This is a genomic window from Bacillus sp. RIT 809 (genome assembly GCF_016892495.1).
GTDB lineage: Bacteria > Bacillota > Bacilli > Bacillales > Bacillaceae_G > Bacillus_A > Bacillus_A cereus_U.
In genome coordinates this window covers 129,656-152,474 of record NZ_JAFEMR010000011.1, presented here as the reverse complement: position 1 = coordinate 152,474, position 22,819 = coordinate 129,656, and the positions used below count along the sequence as shown (strand labels likewise).

The window sequence follows — 22,819 nt, the reverse complement described above, 5'->3', positions numbered from 1 at the left end:
TACCCCTCCTTCAGATTCCACTAATGAAGCTTCTTATTCACATAAGTTGATAAGAAGTTAGCTTTTCGTTTTTGGGGTATCTCGTTTTCCTTAGCTTGATGGTGATGGGGTTCAGCCAGCAAAAGAATGGAGATAGTTAACAAATATCTGTTTTATAGTTTACATGTGAACATAACTATGCTTTTATTTTGCATGTATAAATCATTACTGAATATAGATATATTCTTTTCTGTAAGAATCCCCCATTCTTCTATATTAACCTACATTTATATTTTCACTAATTTATTATGATGTAGATATTAATTTGAAGTTATTTATACGAAATAACTAAATGGATTTTTTAGGAAGAGAAAGTGATAAACCGCTTTATTTTATTAATTCACATAATTTCCGAAATTAAAATCTATAGATGTTAATATTTGTTATATAATTAATTTGTCAAAGCATTACCCCTGTAGTTGCTATGATGATAGTTTGTTTGTCTTGTATATTCACCTGAAACTAAAAAGAACTTGTAGGATTCCTACAAGTTCTTTTTGCTTTTCTTATTGTATTAGAATAGAAACTTTTAAATATAGCAGAATCAATAATGAAGTATTTATTTCTCGTTTGCTAACTAAAATTTTGCATTTTATGTAGCCTTGGAATAAAGTTTGATTAAATTAACCTAATAAACCTTGATAAAAGAGGCAAATGGAAAAAGCGTGTTTAGAAAAAGATTGATCAATACGCACTTTTTCTATATTCAATTGAATCATCCTTTTATAAAAAAGTTTGATCATTTCCTATCTATGTTGCTCCACAATCGCGCCCTTTAATGGAATAACCATGTGGCCTCTATTTTTCTATTGAAGACATAAAAACAGCTACCCTTACATGGATACTCCATGTAAGGGTAGCTGTTTTTAGTGAAATTTATACATAGCCTTAACTTGATGGCTATGCCCTCCAACTATCTGTATTTCATCATGAATAGATGGTTTTTTATACTATCTACATAAAGAGGATAATACTACTTTAGGATTTTTCTTTAAAATAAGCTAATCAAAAAACTAATAAAAAGACATACAAAAACAGTGCCCAACAACAAATTTGACGTTTTTATTTTCTTACCAATCAACCAATACATTATTCCAAATACAGCTAAAGGGACGAGTCCCGGCATAATCATATCCAAGTATTTCGTCAATGGTTCCGCAAATTTCCCACTACCTATCATAATTCCGGATAAATCTAATTGAACATAACTTGCGATCATACCTCCTATTGCTGTCAAACCAACAACACTCGCCGCATATGTGACTTTATCCATAATGCCTGTTTTTTCGGCATTTGTAATAAAATAAGCCCCATATTTATAACCAAAAGTTAAACCATAATAACGAAGTAAAAAACCTGGCACATTGTATAATAACAAGAATAAAATTGGACCGATTATATTTCCTTTTGATGCAAACCCAATGGCTACACCAGTCGCAATAATCCGTAACGTTCCGACAATTAGTGAATCACCAATTCCTGCTAGTGGTCCCATTAGCGATGTTTTCACTGCTGTAATGGCGGAATCATCAAATTCTGGATTATTTGCGTTTTCTTCTTCCATCGCTGCATTAATCCCCATTAATAACGGTGATACTTGCGGAGTAATGGCCATAAAATCAAGACTTCTTTTTAATGCAGTTTGCGCTTTTTTCGAATCATTCTTATACAAACGTTTAATAATTGGCACCATTGCATAAGAATATCCTAAATTCTGTTGGCGTTCAAAATTCCAAGAAGCATCTAATTGACAAGAACGCCAAATGACTCTACGTATTTCTTTTTTCGTTAACTTTTCTGAATTAGAATTCATTATCATCAATAACCTCCTGAACATGATTATTTGAAGATGAATGTCCTGTATTGAACAGCAAAATAGCAGTTAATACACAAGCAAATGCTGTTACGCCAAGTACACTTATTTTTAAATATGCAACTAATAAGAATCCCAAAAATAAGAAACAAGCCGTTTTTTTGTTCACAATCATCTTAACTAACAATGCAAATCCAATTGCTGGAATAATACCCATTGCATAATTTAAGCCCGAATTAACAAAATCAGGTATTGTGTCTACAAAAGACTGAATAGCTTTTGAACCAAAATAGAATCCGGTAGAAGTCAACCCAGCTAACAACACTGCCTGACTAAAAACAGCTATGTAATGCATGCGATCAATTCCTCTATAATTCGCCTCTTTCGCATATTTGTCTGCCTTTGCAACCAATAACGGAATCCAAACAATCATTAATACATTCCATAACATTTGCATTAACATTGAAATTGGAACAGCTAATGCTACTGCTGTTGCTATACTAGAATGTGTCAAAATCACATACGATGTTCCAATAATAGACCCCGAAACCATATCTGGTGGGTTACTTGCTCCTATAGCCATCACTCCTAACCAAACCAACTCTAAAGAAGCCCCTACTATAATCCCTGTTGTCAAATCTCCTAAAACAAGCCCCACTAACATTCCCATTACAATTGGTCGATTAATCATAATACTACCGAAAAAACTGTTTAAATAACCTAAAACCGCTACTAAAAAGATAAGCAACGTTTGTGTCAACATGCCACGCGCCTCCTTTTTAAATTAAATCCATCACATCTTTAGCGGGCTCATCAGGTACCATTTGAATTTCCAGTCGAATTCCTTTATCATTCATTTTACGTAGTAACTCACAGTCCTTTTCAGAAACTGAAAAAGCTTTAGAAATTTGTCGTTTGTTTTCGATTAATTTTGCACCACCTAAATTAATCATTTTTATTACATCTACTTTTTCAGATAATCGATACGCATCTTCAACAGATTCTACAAGAATCAATAATTTATATTTGTCTGTTACCCCACTATTTAAAGCTGTTATAGAATCCTCAATACTCTTCATTACCAATTTTATTCCTTCGGGTTTTGCCATACGTAAAGCTGACATGCGTAAAGAATCTTTCGCAACTGCGTCATTCGCAATCAAAATACAATCTGTTCCCAATACTTTTGTCCATGAAAATACGACTTGTCCATGTAATAATCGATGATCTACTCTGACTAACTTAATCATTTAAGTCCCTCCGTATATCGTTTACTGTTTGTACTACTGCTTTGACATTTTTAATTGAAACTTCTTCTTCTGCTATATGTTTTTCTTTAAAATAGCTGCCGATAATTGCGCCATCTGCATATTTAAACTGTTCTTTCATATTTTCAGGAGTAACCCCCGCACCAATAATTAGTGGCAAGCTGCCTAGAGCATTTCTAAATTTGATAATTTTTTCGGTTGAAGTTTCTTGCCCAGTTGCTTCTCCCGTAACACAAATTGCTTCACAACGATCTTGTGCAATTATTAAATCTTGTTCTACAGTATTTTTTGATAGTACTGGTTGATATTTAAAACGTACTCCGCCTAAAATATATCCTGAATAATCTTGCTTCCATTTAGCAAAAAAAGCGTCTAACGTTTCCTCATCTCTAGGTTGTACATGTCCAACAACAGAGTCTAGTTGTACAAAATTTGCTGCATATCCTTTAGCTAATTCAAATCCCATTTGATCGACATTTAAACAATTTACACCATAAGGAATAGGCAATTTGCATTTTTCTATATATTCCAATCCTTGTTCTAAATTTTTATACGTACCAAAGTAATTCTCGATAATGACAGCATCCAATCCATTATTTACATAAATGTCTAGTTCCCTCTTCAATCTTTCTATTACATCATTCGCTGAGGTTCCTTTCAAATGTAGCATGCCAAGGATAACCTTTTTCTGTTGAAACATATCTAAAAAGTTTCTATCTCTCATAATTTCCTCCACATAATTAGAATTCTTCTTCGATTACAGGATCTAATTGAACATAACGGATACCTTCTCGTGCCATTTCTACAATTTCATGTGCTTCTTTCTCTCCGATTTTTTGCGTATACTCGATACAAATCATCAACAATAAATTTAAATTCGCACCAGCGAAAACCTTTACATTTTCATATTTCAATAATTGGCACATCGCACTACAAACACTCGCACCAAACAAATCCGTCAAAATAACATATTCTTTTTCTGCACTCACGTCTGATAATATTTCTTTTTCAAGTTTCTCCACAAAATCATTCGCAGACATTCCCGGAAGTAAAGTAAACGCTTCCAATTCATAAGGAAGATCACCACATATCATATTGCCGGCATGTGCTAAACCCTGTGAATAATTTCCGTGTGAAGCAATCACAATTTTACGCTCCATCTTTAACACCTTCCTCAAACTTGTATTATGTTGTATTATATAAGTATAGGTTAATACAACATTGGTAGCGCTGTCAATGGTTAATATCAACTTTTTCATCTATAATGAAATTTCTGAATAATAATGAAATCAAGGTGGGAATTGGAATGGAAAACTTAAATCAATTGAATGCTCTCACTTTACAAGAGCAACTTTATGCAATTCTTCAAAAAAAAATTCAAGAGGGTGAATATAAACCTGGAGAAAAGATTCCTTCTGAAACACAACTAGGAAAAACATATAATGTTAGTCGCGTAACTGTAAGGAGCGTGCTACAAAAACTTGTGGATCAAGATATTTTGATTAAAAAACGAGGAAAAGGGACATTCGTAAATAATGTTGTTCACACAGAAAATGTCCTAACCGGTGGAAGTTTTACTGAAACATGTAAAAAAATGGGCAGAATTCCTTCAACAGAAATCATTGCTTTTCACAATGAAGCGGTGCATAATGAACTTTTTGCTGAACTGAAAGATAGAAAGAACGAAATACTTTTAATAAAAAGAGTGCGAAAAGTAGATGAAACACCTTGCATTTTAGAAGTTGATTATTTACCAACCAACTATGCTTTTTTAACAAATTTACAAGATTCACTTTTAGAGCAATTAGAAAGAGAACTACACACTAAATTACAAATTTTTGAAGATTATTTTCAAATTATCTTTTCAACGAAAGAAATTGCTGAATTGTTAAATTGTTCATTAGGGACGCCTATATTAGAAGTAACGCAACATGTTTACAATTCAAAACATGAATTAGTCTATATCAACAAACAATATATTTTAACATCTAAATATATTTATGCCGTTCAATATAAAAAGTAGTGAAAAAAGAAACTCATTCTGCATAAGAAAGCTATTCATTTTATCGAGATTAGCATCGTGTAGATTTGGAATAAAGTTCGGTTAAATTAACTTAATACTCCCTGATAAAAGAGCAAGTAGAAAAAGCGTGCTTTGAAAAAAGATCGATTAAAACACGTTTTTTCTATATTCAATTGAATCATCCTTTTATAAAAAAATTTGATGATTTTTGTGATTCTTGCTCAATTAAAGCGCCCGATTCTTGAAGATCGTTCCAACATTATTAACAAAGAAAAAAAGCACACTGTTGTTCAATAAGATTAAAAAGAGATTTAGTTACCAATTCTATTTATAACAACTTCAGGAGTGCTTTGTAAATTTTTTACTTCCATAAACATATTTAAGTTATATATGTAGCTTTGAAATAAAGTTTAATTATAAATGTTGATGGAAGCTCAATTTAGCAATACATAAAAAGAAACCATTTTGAACAAAGGTTGGTCAAAATGGTTTCTTTAGCTATAAGGACTGATTTAGTTTTTATAAAAAAGATGGATCAAAACTCATGGACATATCTATTACAAAAGTTTACTTACTTGTACTAGAATTAAACTAGTCTTCAAAGTAAAATAACACTTCAATGGGTGCTTTTAAAACTTTTGCAATATCGTAAGCCAATTTTAATGAAGGATTATATTTTCCGTTTTCGAGATTACCAATGGTTTCTCTTCTAACTCCAACCTTATTAGCTAAATCTTCTTGGGACATATTTAACTTTATCCTATATTCTTTCATCCGAGTAATCAGCGTCATCCTGCATCCCTTTCTTTTCTCTACGTTCAAATATTTCTAAATTAATTAGAAAAGTTCCTAACGGTATTAAAGTTGAAAGTGCAACAAATAAACGAATTACATGTACATTTTCAAAAATAGAAACACTTAAGAGTAGTATACTACCAGATACTAGTGTTACAAAAAATGCCCTTGTAGCGGCCATGCGAACATGCAGTATAAAAAGCTCATCTGGTATAACTTTTGCGTATAAAAAGAAGAAAAAGAAAAGGAAATAGTAGTAAGGCGAAAACGAATTTTCACTTAAGAATGAGAAAGGTGCCAAAAACCCTAAAAAACCAATAAACCCTAAGTAAGCTAATTTGTTCTTCATATAAGATCTCCTTTGTGATATATTTCGCTCTTCGTGTGATAAATATATCACATAAAGAGCGAAATAAAAAGGAATTGAAACGGTGCAACTTTTTTATAAACAATTAATCTTTTTTCAATGTTGATTTGAAATAAAGTTTAATCAAAAAATCTCCACAAATACATATTATATGGTAAATAAGAAGACTCCATTTTGAAAAAAAGATTAATCAAAATGGAGTCTTTTGTTAGAAATCTGCATTTAGTTTTTATAAAAAAGATTGATCAAAACTCATGAACATATCTATTATAACCGTTTATATATAGCATATAATCCATTCTTTTCTTTAAACACTATAGAAACTTTATTGTCACTTTAAAATATGGGCTCATTATTTTTAGATTCTCGGACAAGAGAAGTCAGGTGCTTTCTATTCTAAACGGCTATAGCACATAGAATGCAAATTTCTCTTTTATCATGACAATTCCATCTTTATCTTTCCCCTAAATTCTTCATTTTTTAATGTTTTTAAATTAAATTCATTTAGATTCTTACGTAACTTAAAAGCATCAATTCTATTTAACTCGTTTGCCATAAATACAATTTCAAATGAATCGCCTTTTTTATTTGTTGCATATAAGCCATTAGTTAAAACAAATGCAGTAGAACCACCCTTTTGTCCTGCATGTAATAACCATTTTTTATTATGTTCATTTTCTATTACAGTCTCTAGAATTTTGTCCAATTTTTGATGCACTAATTCATCATAATGATTTTTGGAATTAATTCTTTCTAGCAAAGAGATATAGTCAGAAGCTGCTGCTGATGTCAAACGATTTGACCAATTCTTTTGCAAGTCTAGTGAAAACATATTCAAATTCGGCAGCTGATGTTCATTTTTCATTAATTCATTTATTTTGAACGCATACTTCTTATATTCTTCTTGAGAGAGATTATTTAGATGTTTTACTAATTCCTTCTTACTTAAATTAAATTTCTCCTGCAAGAATCCTGGAATATATAAAGCTGACACAAATGGATATACTTCTTCATGTTGTTTAAGGCCTAATTCCTTTATATTTTGATTAATATTTTCAATTCCGAGTATATTTATTAAATATTCTGTATTCGCATTCGAACTATATTGTAACATTCCCTTTGCTATATTCTGTAAAGTTACACAATCATTTTTAATCTGATTATTTTGTATCATATCCTGTTCCCATTTTGGATGTGCGCCACCATCTGTGTTTTTGATATAATATTTCTTTAATTCGCTTAAAGAAATATATTCGTTTTCATTAATGATCCCGTTAGCACTTTGTTTAGCAAATTCAATAGCAATTATTAATTTAACCATACTTGCTAACGGTAACCTCTTATCTTCATTAATAGAACATAGAATTTCACCATTTTTTTTTATAATTAATGCACATGTATTCTTCTGTGCGTTTTCTTTAATATACGACAAAATATATTGTGGATCCGTTTTATTCATATCCTTCCTCGCTAGCATAAACACAATAACAAAAACCACTATACAAATAACTACAATACCTAACAAAACATTAATAAACATTATAAATTTCTCCTTATTTAATTTTGACTTATTTTTTTTGAGTTGATATAAATACCGGATTTATGTAGTTTTAAAATAAAATATGATTAAAAATATCTACCCCCGCCCTTACCCTAAGGAATATAAAAAGAATCTAATTTGAAAAAAGATTAATCAAAATAGTTTCTTTTTCAGTAGATTTAAGATTGGTTTTTATAAAAATGTTTGATTAAAATTACACATATTAATCTTACTATATGATTCTCTGATTAATAAAACGTATAAAAAATTTTGGAATAGTAACACCTATACGTTATTATTCTCCTTTTTTTTATAGAAATGGTTCGAATTACAGGCAATAACCCATCCTATAATTATTAATGTTACAGAAAACAACTTAAGACACGCCCTATATATATAATCTAAATCTTTAAGATAAACCCAGGATATTACCCCTATAACAGCACCAACTATTCCTAGAATCAAACCCTTATATTTTTGTAAAAACATCAAGTTACCCCTTTCGTACAAACAAAATATTCCATATATAAATAATACTAAATTATGGAATGTTTTTAAAGAATCAAAATGTTTTTATATTCAATTCATATATTTTATTTCTTTTCTTAATAAAAATATCCCCATAGATAAGTAAATCCAAGGGGATAAAACGGTGCATCTTTTTTATAAACAGTTAATCTTTTTTCAAAACGGTTAAACTTTGTTATAAACGATTAAACTTTATTTCAAATCCACAAATCACACGAGTGTTTACTTTAGTAGGATAGGAGTGTCCTAAAAAGTAAACCCTATTGGGATGTTTTATTGAACCTGGTCTAACGGTACTTCAAGGTGTCCCATATAACTTGTTTCAGAATAGGAGAGTAGAATATGAGAAAAATAGGTTATGCTCGAGTAAGTTTTGTTGATCAAAACCCAAAGAGACAATTACAGAAAATGAAGGAAATTGGAATGGGCATTATATATGGAGAAAAGGTATCAGGTGCTACCCAAGACAGAGCTGAACTTGAAATGAATATATATAATATAATTAATTCTTTTTATTATTTATATTTTTGTTATTCCCTGTTGCAGAATCCTTATCACAAGGATTCTATTTTTTTGCATTAAATTTCTACAAACAAAAAAAGATAAGATCGGAGAATACGATCTTATCTTCAGCACAAGGAGTAAACATAAGTGATAACCATCATATTTTTATTATACTTTAATTTTTGTTAATTTTGACCGTCAAACCATAATTAATAAGTATATCTATATTGAGAAATTTATTACAAATTTAGTTGTAAATGTTTCAAATATCGAATGTAAACTAATAGCCCTTAGTTTACATTCGTTTTATTGATTTTATTGAATTTATAGCAAATTACTTATTTTTTCCAAAACCGCTAACAAGAGTATACATTCAAAATACTGTAAATAAACAAGGTAAGGGTGCATATTACTAGTTCACATAAATCTCGTTATCGACAATCAAAAACATTCGAATTCTATTATGTTGCCTTCAGGATTTAGCTCATGACTTCTAACTTTCTTAAATAGAGATAATACCAGTACACCCACATAAAAGGGATGATATAGGAGAAAAATGTCCAAATAATATTCCAGCCGTTACCATATACGATTTTCCCACTTAAAACTAATGTCATTTCAAGAAGAGTAGTAAATAGCGATATGAAAAAGACCATCAAATAAGGTCTTTTGGTTTTCTTTATAAAGAATATCAAGTAACTTGCCAAAATCGGATAAAGACCTATATTAAAAGGTAAGGCAGACAAGGTTTTTTGATCAAGGAAAGGAGTAATTCTCCAAAAACCACAAAAAAAGCCGAATTCATTTACGACAAAAGCAACGACACAAAAAAATGAGCCAATCAGAGGTATAATTCTTCTCTCTTTTTTGTAAAGGTGAAGAATTCCAACAGCCCAAGGTAACACAAATGCAATTAGAATATTAAATAGCATCTTGACTCTACCTTCCTTTCCTTATAACCATCTTCACCTTACTCCTTATAATTTAAACTAAAAAAGTTTCCCAAACCAATGCATATACACATCTAGCTTACATAACTACAATTACCCGTAGCAAATCAGAAAAAACGGCATCTACATAGATGCCGTTTTTTCTGGTAATTTTTTCGTACATTGATATAAAGCAATTGCACCTAAAATAACAAGTATACCTTCAGGAGCATCTAATAACACAGTTTTCCATGTTCCAGAAATTAACAATGCATTACCTGTATACCCTTTAATGTAGCCAATAGTAAATTGAATTACAGATAAAAAGATATATAAACCTAAACCAATTCGAATCACTTTTTTATTTGTAAACATATTTATCCCTCACTAACAATTTTATATCTTTATATTTAATTATTATAAATACGATTAAATATTCTGTCAATACATCTGGAATAAAAGGAATTTTTAAAATATCCCCTTATTTATTTTGGTTATTTTTATCCATAAATGTATATCAAAAGGTACACCTTTTGAAGGAGGTAGATATCTATGAAAAACATTGCTTCAAAACATTAAAAACTTCATATTTGAAGTACTTCTATAAAATAAATACCTTTTGAAGCGGTTATGAAGCTCGTGAGAAAATACTTCTAGATGAACAAGTAAAATAGCTCATGCACGAGAAGAAGGATTAGAAGAAGGTATTGAACAAGGAAAAATCCAATTAATTCGTGGTATGCATAAAAAAGGAATGCCATTAGAAGATATTGCAAAATTCACCGGTCTCAGTACAAAAAAAATACGAAAATTACTATTATAATTATATATCATGGCAAAAGCTTTGCGAAAACAGGTTTCTTCTATTTGTTCTAGAAGAAGCATTTTTAATTTGTTGGGGCTAAAACAGTCTTCTAATAATATTTGCCCTTTTTTGACACTCCCACCCCTAAAGGGGCCAGCTGACTAACGTCAGTGGGATTCTTGCTACCAAAGGCGAAGTCCATTTCTGGTATCGCTGACGTGCAAGATTGCGGTGTGCCATCACCACTCCCACAACAGACCATATAGGTTCGTGGGCTACGGTACTGTGACCATACCGTACAGATTGTTGGTTCTCAAATGTTTTTACGTCTTTTGCATGACGACTTAATACATTTTACGGAGTAGAAGAATTTGCTACCCCAACCTCATATGTATTCTGTTTTCAGAGAACAGTCGTTTTAGAGTCTTTTGCATGACTATGAATAAAGTATACCTTGTTTTGCTACGCAAAAACGATACTTGCATCCCACGTCTAAAGACGGACTAAAGTCCTGCGTGGGCTTTCCCGTATCGTAAATTCTGTAATAGAAGTGCTTTTCAGAATGTATTTATTAGCAATCCGGCTCTCATCAATACCATATGAGAAGCGATATGACTCTTCACGTTTTACTTTGCCAAATCGCTTTATTAGAAGCTCTTTAGGTGTTTTTGCAACATCCTTCAAGGAAAATAGTCCCATTCCATGCAACGTCTCTTCAGTAGCCGTTCCGATTTCCCATAACTTTTTCGAAACATCCTCGTATGACCACATAGCAATCCTAGAATTTGAATGTTTACTTTCCACGTCTAGAGCAATTTTTGAAAGAAACAAATTCGGTCCAATTCCAATAGATGCGGTTATGCCAGTTGTATCATATATTTCTCTTTGAATCCTTTTAGCAATTACAATTGGATCCCGTCCGAAAAGATGAGCCGTTTGTTGCATGTCTAGAAAGCACTTATCTATTGATTAAAAATGTAGATTCTCTAACGCTACATACTTCGTGTAAATTTCTGTGATTTGATTTGAAATTTCAACATATCTTCTCATTGTTGCATTTACGACAATTATATTTGTATCTCTTGGTATTTCGTATAATCTGGTTGCTGTGGAAATACCTAATTTTTCAAGTTCAGGAGTTGCAGCCAACACAATAAATCCATTTCTATTCACATCACCAACGACAGCTAATTTGACTTTCAGTGGATCTAAACCTCTCATAACACATGCACAACTGGCAAAAAATGAACAAAGGTCTATGCAAGAAATCATTCGATTCATGCATTTTGAGTAATCAAACATCGTTTTACCCTCCAAAAACAGAACGTTTATTCTCGTTATAAACCTATTGTTTTGCGTTATATAACCATTTAGAAAATATTTATTTATTATCATTGTGGTACGTGAAATTGTATATATACTTCTTCAATATTCGACTACTGAAAAATATAGTATCTCTTAATTTATTAAACTCGTTTTCATTACTCCATAAATTAAGAAAAGCCTAAACCCTTGTGTACCAATGGGTTTAAGCTTTTAATTTTATAGGAATACCTTTTGCAACAAGTTGCCATTAGAATAGTGTATCAGCAACTTGTAGCTATTACTATGAATGCTAGATTCCTCAAAATTATTACATATTTTTTTATCCCGTTCTCTTTTAAACTATATGCCGTATCCAACAAAATTATTCACTTATCTAAAGTTTAGAAAACTAAAGAATTGGACATGCTTCTAATAAAATCAAATAATTGAGGTGAAACGTATGTCTTGGTTTAAAAAGCCTAGATCTAATTTAGGTAAATTTTTAGACAATCATGATATTAAACAAGTAGATTTAGCTCAAAACTCCGGTGTAAGTGAAGGAACGATTAGTAAATTGTGTCGAGCAAATACTTTTTATCCTTCATTTAAGAATGGACAAAAGATTATTAAAGCGCTGAAGAGAATGACTCATAAAGAAATCCACCATGATGACTTTTGGATGTAGTTTAAAATATATCGTGCATTATAAAAGTTCTCATAAACACATTTTGTTTTACAGCATATTGTTCTAATTTGGATTGCCGATAGTCTGATAATGTGAAAAAGTTAATTACCGGAACAATAGCATTCTGTCTTTTGTAGATATCTGTTATATGGCCATATAACTGTATTTTATGTTCGTTTGCCTTCATATGTTGCATTCGATCTATTTCAACGAAATGGGGAACATTATTTTCAAAATACGTTGCGTCAGGAATAATCTGATACCGTTGACCATTGAATGAAAACTCTATAGATCTTTCTGTTTTCCATTCTGGAAATCCAAGCCACATCCAGCCTTCGTTTCTCATTAATATGTGTTGTAATTGACCACTTTTCTTTACTTCTCTTGTAATTCCTAATAAATCACGTCCTTTTTTATTTAAATAATATACATGCTCACGAGCTATTTTAGTAATATGACAATACGGAGTCAGATCCTTTAATACACGATTTGCATTTCGAATACTTCCTAGGCAGTGGATGGCTTGCAATTGCCTCCTGGTTGCAAAATCTAACTTACTCAAAGTAGATAAAATCTCGATTTGTCTCGCTTTCTGTTTGAGCGTTTGATGCCTCATTTTGTTTCACCACCTTGTATTTCTTCAGTAACTTCCACATGTCTGTATCCTTTAAATAAGGTACCTGGATTTCCTCTGTACGATCTGTTTTAAACAATGCTCTTCCTGGAAGAGACGGCAAATCCTCGAGTCCTGATTCATCCAAAGCAACTTGTGAAGCGACCGTCGTTGGTAATCGAAAGCCTATTTTCGCATCAGCATTTTGTTTAATTTGTCTTGGCAATGTATCAGAGGTTGGATATTGCGTACAAAATATGAGCCGGAATCCTAAACCACCTCCGATTCTTGCGATTTCAGATAGCATCTCCTGACACATGAATAATACATCACGTTGTTTTTTAGGTAATCCTTGTGTCGGACAAAGATTTGCCCCTTCATCTACTATGATGAAGCAACGTTCTCTAATTGATGTGTCTATGATATTGGTAAAATAGGACTTCTTCATCATTTCAATCTGTTTTATCATCTTTTCGCGTACTCTCCCCAACATCTCTAACGCCCGTTCCGGGTTTTCAGCTACTTCTACAACTTGGAATAGATCTTCATAAGGACTAAATTCTAGCCCTTCTTTCAGATCAACAATAAAAAATTTCACGTGTTGAGATTGTTGTAAAATTAAACTTGTCATCACATTTTTTAAGAATACTGTCTTTCCAAAACGAGTCATTCCACTTACACACATATGAGGTGTCTTCTCAAAGTCATGATATACATATTTATCTAACGCTTTCCCCACCATAACGCTCCATGTATGCTCTTTTAATAGATCCTTAGACCAATTCCACATTTCAGGTATTTGTTGGCTAAATACTCGAATATGAAGCTCTCTTTGGTGAAACGATATTTTAACAGGTTTATATAGGCCTTCTTCTAATATTTCAGCTAACTTTTGGATAAGTTGACTAGGTACACCAAGTGGTAACTTGTAAACATAATTCATACTTATATCATCTTTAATTTCCTTTATAAAAATGGGGTATTGTAATTCACCTTTATGTTGAACACATATCTTTGTAATTTCAAAAAACGTTGCAATTTTTTTCTTATCACTCATTCCGTTACTTTGATAAAAATAAGCTACAGTTATAAAGGTTGCTGGGATTAATAAAAGTGACAACATTCCCTCCATACCTCCTTAAGGTAGTTGAGCCTGTATGGAAGCTTAGAAAAAGCTGTTTAAGATGCGCTATTATAATTACTTTCAACTACCAGATGTAATACTAACGTAGAAACACATCTAGTATATCCATTAGAACGTACCAAACACTCCCAATCAACAAGCATTTAAGACCCGCACGTAGCAACCAACCTGGAAGATAAAGCCCTTTCTTCTTCAGCAATTTTATTCCTAAAACTGAAGCTCCGGTCACGCCATATACAATCCCTAGCTCTCCAATGATTGTCATGTTTATCTCATCCTTTCTGTTTGATAGATAAATTCCCCTTCCGATCTCTATAAAGTTGATAATCATCCAGTAGCTCATTCCATGACAATGCATGTTCTTCGCCGTATAACTCCTCCTCAATTTTTTGACTTAAATAATAGTAACCTCGGTATTGTTGGTCCAGGTATACTTCGTGACGTAACATATGCTCTTGTATAGCGCATATGTTTTCTTCATTTTTATTAGCTTTGTACATTTGATTCAATGTTCGAGAAGAATACAGATAAGGTGTACTATACAGCATTTGATATTGACTCATATGTCTTCACCATCCATATAGATTTCTAGATACACTAAATACATATGATAATGATACGGATTTTCGAATTTGTCCCAAAAAAAATATGTCATTCCTATTTTGGAATGACATTCGACAAAAATCTTAAATTCTTTGAAACTGTGCTAATAACAAGAAAACCACCCTTTCTTCCGCCGTCGCAAGCAGAAAAAGGGTGGTTTTCTTAAAAATAAATGATAATTGATAGAGACCACTTGACGGTAGCAGTTATCAAAAGAGGAGCACATGTTGGTAGCATGTGCTCCTCTTTTTTATTGTATGATTTTTTTAATCAGTTATATACCTGATTAAAAAATATTGGCTCCCAATTTATTCCTTTTATAAGTGGTTCGAAAGTAAAATCAAAAATTGTAAATAAATCTTTTCAGTTATTTTAGTAACAATGTAATTGAAGAGTAGTTAATAAAATCTAATATAAATATATATCTTATATATATTAAAAATATAAAGATAAAACTTATATAGGACCGGCAAATGTATGTATATCCTTACTGTAACATAGACTTTTAACATCTCATTACGTAAAAAATCATAAATGGTAGAATCTCACAACGGAAAAATAGGCAATATTATGATTTGAAATCTACAAATAATCATAAATGAAATTTAGTATTCCTACATAAAAAATGAAACAAATTGATACATTGTTAAACATATTTATTCAATCGTAAAATTTCATGTGAATTCACTGAATCTCCACAATCTTATTGTATTTACCCACAAAAGATTCACATTATGTGTTAATTAATCAACATTATTAAGATCTAGCACATAACTCACATTAATATTGATGATTTTTGATAGATGAAGGCGTATAAGCTATTTATATCAATGATAATTGCACTAAATTACTCACATTATGTGTTATTTATCTACTTATCCACGAAACTTAATTTTTTTCTTATGATTTCTTGTAGATATTTGAATGTATTTAGACAACTCATAACATGTTTTTATGAAAGTATGTGTGGAAATTGAGATAGGTATCTCACTATTTTTGTATATGATTGCATAAAAAAAGACTCTATTATGAATAGAATCGAGTAAAGTTACTTATTGTGAAGAATGAGTAACTTTCTTTTAAATAAACGTATCAACACGAATAGCCCTCTATCTTGAATTTTTTTCAAAATAGAGAGCTGATTATGATTAGTTCGTTTTCAGTGCTGTCAGTACTTGCTCAGCTGTTGTTACTGGGATACCAGCGCGTATTAACTGTTCAAAGGCACGCATAAATGTAATTAAATTAAAGTTATCTGGTACTTCAATAACGCGAAGCTTTTCTTTCGGTAATCTATCTATCTTTTCAATGAACAATTCCCGAACATCACTAGGAATAGAGCGCTCTTTATGTCCTCTTGCCTTTAAGAGTTCACGTATTTCTATTTCTAAAGCCATATAAGCGTTTAGGTTTGTACCTTGTTCATAAGCGTACTTTCTAAACAACGTTTCTTCTTGATACTTTAGATAGTTGCGGTGATACGATTCCTCTGTAACAGGTACAGCAAATTTGTAGTTTAGTAACTCATACGTTTTGCGGAACAGCTTTTTGATGTTTCGCAGAGAGTACATAGAGAAATGCAATCCGAAATCAAATACAGCTTGTTCTTTATGTTCTTTTGGAACATGTTGTGTAATCAGAGGATAAATACCTTCTTTAGCCGCTGTATCAAGAATTTGATATTGTGATGTTTGATTTAATAATTTCTTCAGTGTATATACTAACTTGCTTGGATATTCTTCATTACGATCTATCATGTCACGTAAGCTATGAATTACGCTTCGAATTTGTCGATGGCATGTATATTTAAGTACATGGATAAACTTGTTCATGTCTTGTGTAAATTCACCAATATTCATTTCTTGTAGTACGGATTCGATAAAACGAGCTTTACGAGCATAAGTAAGCTTTGGTGTGAATGGATCGCGATACTGTACTTCTCCTGTTTCTTTTGCACATAAGAAATCCGTATGTAAGGATAGATATAGAGTCGTATATCTTTTTTTATTCTTAACCCCTTTTTGTAATTTACAAATTTTGAATAGTGGAGTCCCTGTACATGGTAATGCAGTTGTTAATTCTGTCATAACTGCGCGGATTTGATGTGGATATTTTTTATGTAAAAAGCGGTACATCCCACCAAAATGAGTTTTATTCCCTTTTTCATCTTGTTTGTCTAAGGAACGTTTTAGTGTAGTTTCACTGTGCTGTTGCATAGCAATATCTAAGAATAGCTTCTTAGATGCAACAGATAGCCCAAAGAAAGCTTTCGTAAATACCACGGGGCTAATATAAACATATGCATTGGCCTTTTCAGTTTCTTCATTCATAAAATGAGTTAATTTAATTGTATATCGGCCATCTAATTCATTTTCAATCGTAATAATGTTATGTATACTTAATTTCTTTAATGCAATATAGAATTGAGAATGCTGTATGTAAGCAAATTCTTCTTTATATAGTTTGTAATCTTCCCACATCATATGTATTGTTACATTTGGAATGATTCCATTCGTGTAACATTTTTTATGTAGATATAAGAAGACTTCCAAATCTGCGTTTGTAAGGCCATATAATTTATGCTTTCTTCCCATTGTTTCCGAAATAGCAGATAGTGTACGACGTGAAAAAGATGGTTTAGCCTGTGCTACGAAGCCATCCACATCGGCAATACGCTCCTCATATGTCATATGATCAACAATATCCTCAAGGTATGTATCTTTATAGCTGTAGTATTTCTCTTCGAAAGTTTCAACAAGTTTTTGCCAAGACTTCAGTGTTACTAAAACTGCATTTGTAGATTGTCCATTTAGACTACGTTGATTACGAATAATAAATGATTTTCCCATCTTTTTCACCTCCTACCTATAAATTCAGAAATATATTCTAAAACAATATAAAATATACCAGTTTTAATTATACCAAATCGGAATTTGCTGAATTACGTCCCTTTAAGAGGAAAAATAAAAAGATGAAACGTCCTTTAATCCCTTGTGTATCAAGGGGTTAAAGACTTCTTGAATTTTTTTTTATGGACATGATATGGCTATGGATTTTCATATTGATAGAAAAGAAGGGAAATAGCAAAAAAACCTTGTAAACATGATTAAATCAACAGTTATATCGAGTTTCAAAAAAATAAAAGGGACATGATATGGCTATGGATTTTCATGTTTATAATTGTGAATTAAACAGATGAAACCCTTTAAACAGTGATGTTAATGCGGTTTATCTGTAATTTTATAATTACAAAAGGAACATGAAGTGGCTAGGCGAGTTTTCATGTTTGGATAAAAAAGGGGACATCATACAGCTATGGATTTTCATGTTGCATAAATACATGAAAATAGGGTTATAAACATGTAAAGCCTTAATATAAAAAGGTTTAAGGGGGTTTTCATCTAAAAAAAAGGGACATCATATAGCTATAAATTTTCATAACTAATAGTATAGGTGTAGTAGAAAAGCTTATATATCAAGCTTTAAGCATTTTTAGAAAAAAATTTCGAGTTAGTAAAAAGAGTTACATAATGTCATTTTTGTTTCATGTTTTGATGGAAAGGGACATGATATGGCTATGAATTTTCATTTTGATGAATTTGGGGTGTTCGAAGTAACATTAATATTTTAATCCTTACATTTTTTTACTTTTACTTCTCTTTTAACGAACTTCAGCCAGAATTCTCCTTCCTCTAAGCGCAGCGTAGGTGGGAGATGAATGGCCCGACCTAACAAAAGTACTTCTGAGTGGTAAAGCATCGTAAAATTTGTTTATAATAGAGTTATTAGAACAAACATTCGGAGGTGACGACATAATGAAATTGAACTACAGGTTTGAAATCTATCCTACAATAGAACAACAACATACACTAGAGAGATGGATTTCCATTTGTCGTCAGCAATATAACTCCGCTTTGCTAGATAAACAACGATATTATAAACAAAACAAAAAAGACTTAACACGGTATGAATTACAAAATCAGCAAAAACTTGATAAAAAGATATATCATTTCTTAAAAGAGGTTCCTTCGCAACCTTTTCAGGAAGTGTTTGCGCGCTTGGAAAAAGCCTATAAAAAGTTCTTTAAAAAGGATGCTGGCTATCCAAAAATGAAAAGTTTTAAAGAATATCGTTCTATTACTCTTACTCAATTTGGTATGTTCAAATATAAAAAGAAGGATAGTTCCTTGGGGACAAGCCGTCGTATGTGTTCTCTCACAAAAGGCGGTAAACTTCTTATCTCGAAATTAGGGGTCATTGATATCAAATGGCACCGTAAATTAGATGGCCGCGTTAAACAAGTTGTCATAAAACATCATGGAAACCGTTGGTTTGCGACTTTTTGTGTTGAAAAACACGTAAACCAAGATTCTATTTGTGATGCAAATAAAACAACTGGTATTGATGTAGGCATCAAAAAATTTGCGGTTCTATCTAATGGAGAAGAAGTTCAGAATCCTACGTTTTTACGCAAAGAAGAGCGTAAATTAAAACGTGCGCAACGTAAACATTCAAAAATGAAAAAAGGTTCGAAGAACTGGTGCAAGCAAGTAGACAAATTACAACAAATTCATACGAAGATAGCGAATCAACGTAAGGATTTCTTGCACAAACTAAGCTTCCGATTAGCCAACAGCTATGGTGTAATTTGTATAGAAGACCTAAAAATCAAAAATATGGTACGTAACCGTCACCTAGCAAAATCCATCCACGATGCAGGTTGGGGGATGTTCCGTACATTCCTCTCCTACAAGGCAAAACGAAATGGTGGATGTTTGGTAATGGTAAAACCGCACTACACGTCACAAAAATGTTCGAATTGCGGGGAAACAGTTAAGAAATCACTTTCTGTTCGTACGCACGTATGCAAACAATGTGGTACTGTACTGGATCGTGACCACAATGCAGCGATTAACATTGAAAAAGCCGGCTTAACGCAAATTGCGTATCAGCCAACATATTAAATGTACATAACATCTATATAACTGTAGGGCAAGGTCTTGTCCGAACAGTATAATCTACGCCTGTGGAGAGCGTGTAAGACCGAATCTCGTAAGAGATAGGCAATGCTTGTAGAATCAGGAAGCCCCCACTTCAAGCGGTGATAATCGGTAAGTGGTGGGTAGTTCACAGCTACAGTAACTATGTTTTTAAGGTGAAATTAGAGCGAGATAAATAAAATGTCGAAAATATAAGAATTTTTTGTTTTTTTGTTGATTTATGTTATTTTTAATGTTAAACTCATAATAACAAAGAAAGAGTAAACGAAAACCCTTAGTGAATAAATTATCAGAATTTTCATTATTTTATCGGTTTACTCCATGTGATTTACACGTTTGTGTATTGCTTTTCCACTCTTTCTTTGTTCTTCCTTATAAAAGAAAACAATCTGTTTTTATCCTAGTTGTTTTCTCTTGTAAAGATTTAATTTGTTTTTTATACAGTTGGAACTACTATTTTAAAAATTATTGTTGTTTAGGGGGGATAGCTAATAGTTTGGACATGTAATGAAGAGTTTTTATTACAATGGAGTGGATCCAGAAAGAGGTGAAAAATAAGAAATTTGGATGTTAGCTTTTTAATTTTGGAAAAGGAAGAATAAAAATATAGTGGACATACAATTACAATAAAGGAATGCAGTATAGATCAGTATACTTGCATTCCTTTGCTATGAAAATGTATGGTGTTTGTTTAAGAAAGATAAGATAGTATAAATTATGCTTTGTATCGGCTTATTAATCTATTTATTTATATATAACAAATAATAGAACTTTGTATTTATAAATAATATTACTGAAAATCTACTAGAAAAAGAGCTAATGGATGAAAGATAGGTTATTGTATAAGTACTTGTATAATTGCTATTTGGATTTTACAAATCGATTCAGTCTTGTATAATCAGTTACAGAGTGGGCTATAAGTATGCAAAATAGAGCCCTTAACATGTTAACAGCGAAATGAAAGGATAGAATATTCTGACTCCATTTCTAGTTTTATAAAAAGGAACATCATATAGCTAATTATTTTCAAGTTCAGATCAATAATAAATGTATATAAGGAGCCGAATTTATATGGAAGACGTTCTACAATTGTTTAGAGATGCACTATCAATAACGGAACAATTGTATAAACAAGATGAGCAATTGTGGCATAAATGGGTTTCCTATTATGTTGAGGTTGAAGCAGATCAAAGTAAAATTGTGACTTCAGAATACCTTTCTCCGTCATTTTCAATGCTTGTACAGTGGCTAGAGCAACAACAAAGAAAAGGTGTTTCTCCTCTAGATATATTTAAAAATATAGATAATTACAGATTAATTATTCATGAGACCATAGGTATCTTTATTGAACAAGAGTTTCGTAAAAATCAGACAGCTAGTACTATAGTGCATAAAGCAACAAGTGAATCAGATGCGAACATATTGAATGAAAACTATTTAGAAGTAAATAACTCCGCGGTTTATTATAAGTTAAGAGATGGAATAGCTAAAAATCAATTTGAAGAAGATGAAAACACACGGTTAAAATCTTATCCTATTGAAACAAAGGATAGTAATGGAGTGGCACAGCTTTCCTCTCATAAAGATGAAGATCTAAAGTTAACGAATATTGAAGAGACAGCAAGATGGAATACATTAGTAGATGGTGTAATGAGTAATATGGATGATCTAACTGCAGATTGTTTAGATACCATCACGATTCAATGGTTGAATGAAGCAAAATCGCCTGATGAATTTATTGATTTTTCATATGAACAAGTTTTAGAAATGTGCAGTATTTCAAAGGCTAAGGCAAATGGTGTCGAATATTATAGGGTAGAAGATAAAATTAAAGTTGCGAAGCGGATTGCGGCCCTAGCGAGTATTTTTATATATCTAAATGATGACAATGAAGTAGTCGTATTAAATGATCGCGCTGAAACAGGTAAGCATTATGAAGTAAAACGCGAGGTAATTAAAAGACTATTTGTATTAGATTCCGTAGTTTTATGGAGAGATAAAAACACAAACGAATACATGGGGATAGAATCGTGTCGAATCAAACCGGGAAGTTTCTTATCCGGATATCTATATGGATCTAATAGTACTACCGCATTATTATCAAAAAAGGCACTTGAATATAATAGTTATAGACACAAATATCATAAAAGATTAATTCGATATTTGACATGGCAATGGAGAATACGTCAAATGTTTTCTAGCTTACAAAGACCTTATTCTATAGGTGGAGATAAAGGTTTGTTAGCAGTTATGGGTATAAATCAAAAACAAAAACCTAATCGTATCCGCGAACAATTAGAAAATGTTCTTAGTGATTTAGAAAAAGAAGAAGTAATTTCTCATTGGGAATATCATAATGGTTTAGAAGAAGAAAAACTGACAAAGAAGAATTGGTTTAAAAACTATTATTCACAGTTAGGAATAGTAATATTTCCACCCAAAGAATTAATTAGTTCAATGGAAAACTTAGCGAAAAAGAAAACAATTGATACAATACATGAGGAAAGTCATCCAGTAAAAATTGTAGAAAAACCATTAGATACGAATGAAAATGAACAACTTATCAGGGAGAAAATAGAGTTTATTCATATGAAGAAGAATATAACTATGCGAGAACTATCAATAGAGATAGGTATATCACAGCCTACTCTTTCTAGATTCTATAATAAAAAAACAAAGCGTCTCTCTAGTACGGCGAGAAGCAAATTAAACCAATGGTATAAAAGACAAATGATCATCGATAAAATGTAAGTTAAAGCTAAAAATTAGTATTAAAAAGAGTCCTAGAAATAGGACTCTTTTTAATGTAGTTATTGAATTTGCCTGTTTTAAAATACACTAAAAAATATAGAAATATC

21 protein-coding genes and 2 pseudogenes are annotated in these 22,819 nt (G+C 31.6%); 6 read left to right on the top strand and 17 right to left on the bottom strand.

Going from position 1 to position 22,819, the window contains the following annotated elements; translation table 11 throughout:
• Positions 1-1,030: 1,030 nt before the first annotated feature.
• From JTF23_RS14135 to JTF23_RS14115, 5 genes are read right to left on the bottom strand one after another with little or no spacing between them, the layout of a single operon-like run.
• Positions 1,031-1,858: a PTS system mannose/fructose/sorbose family transporter subunit IID gene (locus tag JTF23_RS14135; RefSeq protein ID WP_234879601.1), complete on the bottom strand. Its 828-nt coding sequence runs from the start codon at positions 1,856-1,858 to the stop codon at positions 1,031-1,033.
• Positions 1,842-2,615 carry a PTS mannose/fructose/sorbose/N-acetylgalactosamine transporter subunit IIC gene (locus JTF23_RS14130; RefSeq protein WP_078182038.1) on the bottom strand — a complete coding sequence of 258 codons (774 nt, stop codon included), beginning with the start codon at positions 2,613-2,615 and terminating at the stop codon, positions 1,842-1,844. The genes JTF23_RS14135 and JTF23_RS14130 overlap by 17 nt, the downstream gene beginning before the upstream one ends.
• 16 nt (positions 2,616-2,631) lie before the next feature.
• Entirely contained in the window at positions 2,632-3,102 is a 471-nt protein-coding gene (locus JTF23_RS14125; RefSeq protein ID WP_078182037.1) for a PTS sugar transporter subunit IIB, read from the bottom strand.
• Positions 3,095-3,844: a BtpA/SgcQ family protein gene (locus tag JTF23_RS14120; protein ID WP_204209033.1), complete on the bottom strand. Its 750-nt coding sequence runs from the start codon at positions 3,842-3,844 to the stop codon at positions 3,095-3,097. The genes JTF23_RS14125 and JTF23_RS14120 overlap by 8 nt, the downstream gene beginning before the upstream one ends.
• Before the next feature lie 16 nt (positions 3,845-3,860).
• Complete coding sequence (locus JTF23_RS14115; RefSeq protein WP_165497509.1) at positions 3,861-4,280, bottom strand: PTS sugar transporter subunit IIA; 420 nt, start codon at positions 4,278-4,280, stop codon at positions 3,861-3,863.
• A gap of 146 nt (positions 4,281-4,426) precedes the next feature.
• Here JTF23_RS14115 and JTF23_RS14110 point away from each other — a divergent pair, with 146 nt between their 5' ends.
• Positions 4,427-5,143: a GntR family transcriptional regulator gene (locus tag JTF23_RS14110; RefSeq protein WP_078182034.1), complete on the top strand. Its 717-nt coding sequence runs from the start codon at positions 4,427-4,429 to the stop codon at positions 5,141-5,143.
• Positions 5,144-5,734: 591 nt separating this feature from the next.
• Here JTF23_RS14110 and JTF23_RS14105 read toward each other — a convergent pair.
• The 4 genes from JTF23_RS14105 to JTF23_RS27845 form a co-directional block, all read right to left on the bottom strand.
• Positions 5,735-5,935 (bottom strand): helix-turn-helix transcriptional regulator, encoded by a 201-nt coding sequence (locus tag JTF23_RS14105; RefSeq protein ID WP_204209032.1) that lies wholly within the window; start codon positions 5,933-5,935, stop codon positions 5,735-5,737.
• The gene (locus JTF23_RS14100) at positions 5,904-6,287 is read right to left on the bottom strand and encodes a DUF3796 domain-containing protein (RefSeq protein WP_016103708.1); all 384 of its coding nucleotides are present in this window, start codon (positions 6,285-6,287) and stop codon (positions 5,904-5,906) included. Before JTF23_RS14100 ends, JTF23_RS14105 begins: the two co-directional genes overlap by 32 nt.
• Positions 6,288-6,741: 454 nt before the next feature.
• Positions 6,742-7,845, bottom strand: coding sequence for a serine hydrolase (locus tag JTF23_RS14095; protein ID WP_204209031.1), 1,104 nt, complete (start codon positions 7,843-7,845; stop codon positions 6,742-6,744).
• A 285-nt stretch (positions 7,846-8,130) separates the two neighbouring features.
• Complete coding sequence (locus JTF23_RS27845; protein ID WP_000479691.1) at positions 8,131-8,334, bottom strand: hypothetical protein; 204 nt, start codon at positions 8,332-8,334, stop codon at positions 8,131-8,133.
• 381 nt (positions 8,335-8,715) lie between these two features.
• On the opposite strand from JTF23_RS27845, the gene JTF23_RS28340 reads away from it, so the two are divergent.
• Positions 8,716-8,955: a recombinase family protein gene (locus tag JTF23_RS28340; protein WP_204209030.1), complete on the top strand. Its 240-nt coding sequence runs from the start codon at positions 8,716-8,718 to the stop codon at positions 8,953-8,955.
• A 401-nt stretch (positions 8,956-9,356) separates the two neighbouring features.
• Here the strand turns inward: JTF23_RS28340 and JTF23_RS14085 are convergent, their stop codons facing one another.
• A complete protein-coding gene (locus JTF23_RS14085) occupies positions 9,357-9,809 on the bottom strand; it encodes a CBO0543 family protein (RefSeq protein ID WP_204209029.1) in 453 nt (150 codons plus the stop codon).
• A 141-nt stretch (positions 9,810-9,950) separates the two neighbouring features.
• The gene (locus JTF23_RS14080) at positions 9,951-10,181 is read right to left on the bottom strand and encodes a DUF3937 family protein (RefSeq protein WP_204209028.1); all 231 of its coding nucleotides are present in this window, start codon (positions 10,179-10,181) and stop codon (positions 9,951-9,953) included.
• 248 nt (positions 10,182-10,429) lie between these two features.
• On the opposite strand from JTF23_RS14080, the pseudogene JTF23_RS27835 reads away from it, so the two are divergent.
• Positions 10,430-10,629: pseudogene (locus tag JTF23_RS27835) on the top strand (Rpn family recombination-promoting nuclease/putative transposase); the annotation flags it as partial.
• 474 nt (positions 10,630-11,103) lie between these two features.
• On the opposite strand, the pseudogene JTF23_RS27830 reads toward JTF23_RS27835, so the two are convergent.
• Positions 11,104-11,883, bottom strand: a pseudogene (locus JTF23_RS27830) (Y-family DNA polymerase).
• Between the two features lie 493 nt (positions 11,884-12,376).
• Between JTF23_RS27830 and JTF23_RS14065 the strand changes: the two are divergent.
• Positions 12,377-12,601: a helix-turn-helix domain-containing protein gene (locus JTF23_RS14065; protein WP_000118337.1), complete on the top strand. Its 225-nt coding sequence runs from the start codon at positions 12,377-12,379 to the stop codon at positions 12,599-12,601.
• Between the two features lies 1 nt (position 12,602).
• Here the strand turns inward: JTF23_RS14065 and JTF23_RS14060 are convergent, their stop codons facing one another.
• The 5 genes from JTF23_RS14060 to JTF23_RS14040 all read right to left on the bottom strand — a co-directional run bounded on the left by JTF23_RS14060 (position 12,603) and on the right by JTF23_RS14040 (position 17,810).
• Positions 12,603-13,217, bottom strand: coding sequence for a replication-relaxation family protein (locus JTF23_RS14060; protein WP_199661903.1), 615 nt, complete (start codon positions 13,215-13,217; stop codon positions 12,603-12,605).
• On the bottom strand, positions 13,156-14,337 hold the full coding sequence (locus JTF23_RS14055) for an FtsK/SpoIIIE domain-containing protein (RefSeq protein WP_204209026.1): 1,182 nt from the start codon (positions 14,335-14,337) through the stop codon (positions 13,156-13,158). Before JTF23_RS14055 ends, JTF23_RS14060 begins: the two co-directional genes overlap by 62 nt.
• A gap of 100 nt (positions 14,338-14,437) precedes the next feature.
• Entirely contained in the window at positions 14,438-14,623 is a 186-nt protein-coding gene (locus JTF23_RS14050) for a hypothetical protein (protein ID WP_002107213.1), read from the bottom strand.
• 7 nt (positions 14,624-14,630) lie between these two features.
• Positions 14,631-14,921: a hypothetical protein gene (locus JTF23_RS14045; RefSeq protein WP_033714602.1), complete on the bottom strand. Its 291-nt coding sequence runs from the start codon at positions 14,919-14,921 to the stop codon at positions 14,631-14,633.
• 1,188 nt (positions 14,922-16,109) lie between these two features.
• Entirely contained in the window at positions 16,110-17,810 is a 1,701-nt protein-coding gene (locus JTF23_RS14040; protein ID WP_204209025.1) for a hypothetical protein, read from the bottom strand.
• 966 nt (positions 17,811-18,776) lie between these two features.
• Here JTF23_RS14040 and JTF23_RS14035 point away from each other — a divergent pair.
• Both JTF23_RS14035 and JTF23_RS14030 read left to right on the top strand, forming a co-directional pair.
• On the top strand, positions 18,777-19,925 hold the full coding sequence (locus tag JTF23_RS14035; RefSeq protein WP_204209024.1) for an RNA-guided endonuclease InsQ/TnpB family protein: 1,149 nt from the start codon (positions 18,777-18,779) through the stop codon (positions 19,923-19,925).
• Between the two features lie 1,107 nt (positions 19,926-21,032).
• Positions 21,033-22,712: a helix-turn-helix domain-containing protein gene (locus tag JTF23_RS14030; RefSeq protein ID WP_204209023.1), complete on the top strand. Its 1,680-nt coding sequence runs from the start codon at positions 21,033-21,035 to the stop codon at positions 22,710-22,712.
• Positions 22,713-22,819 lie beyond the last annotated feature (107 nt).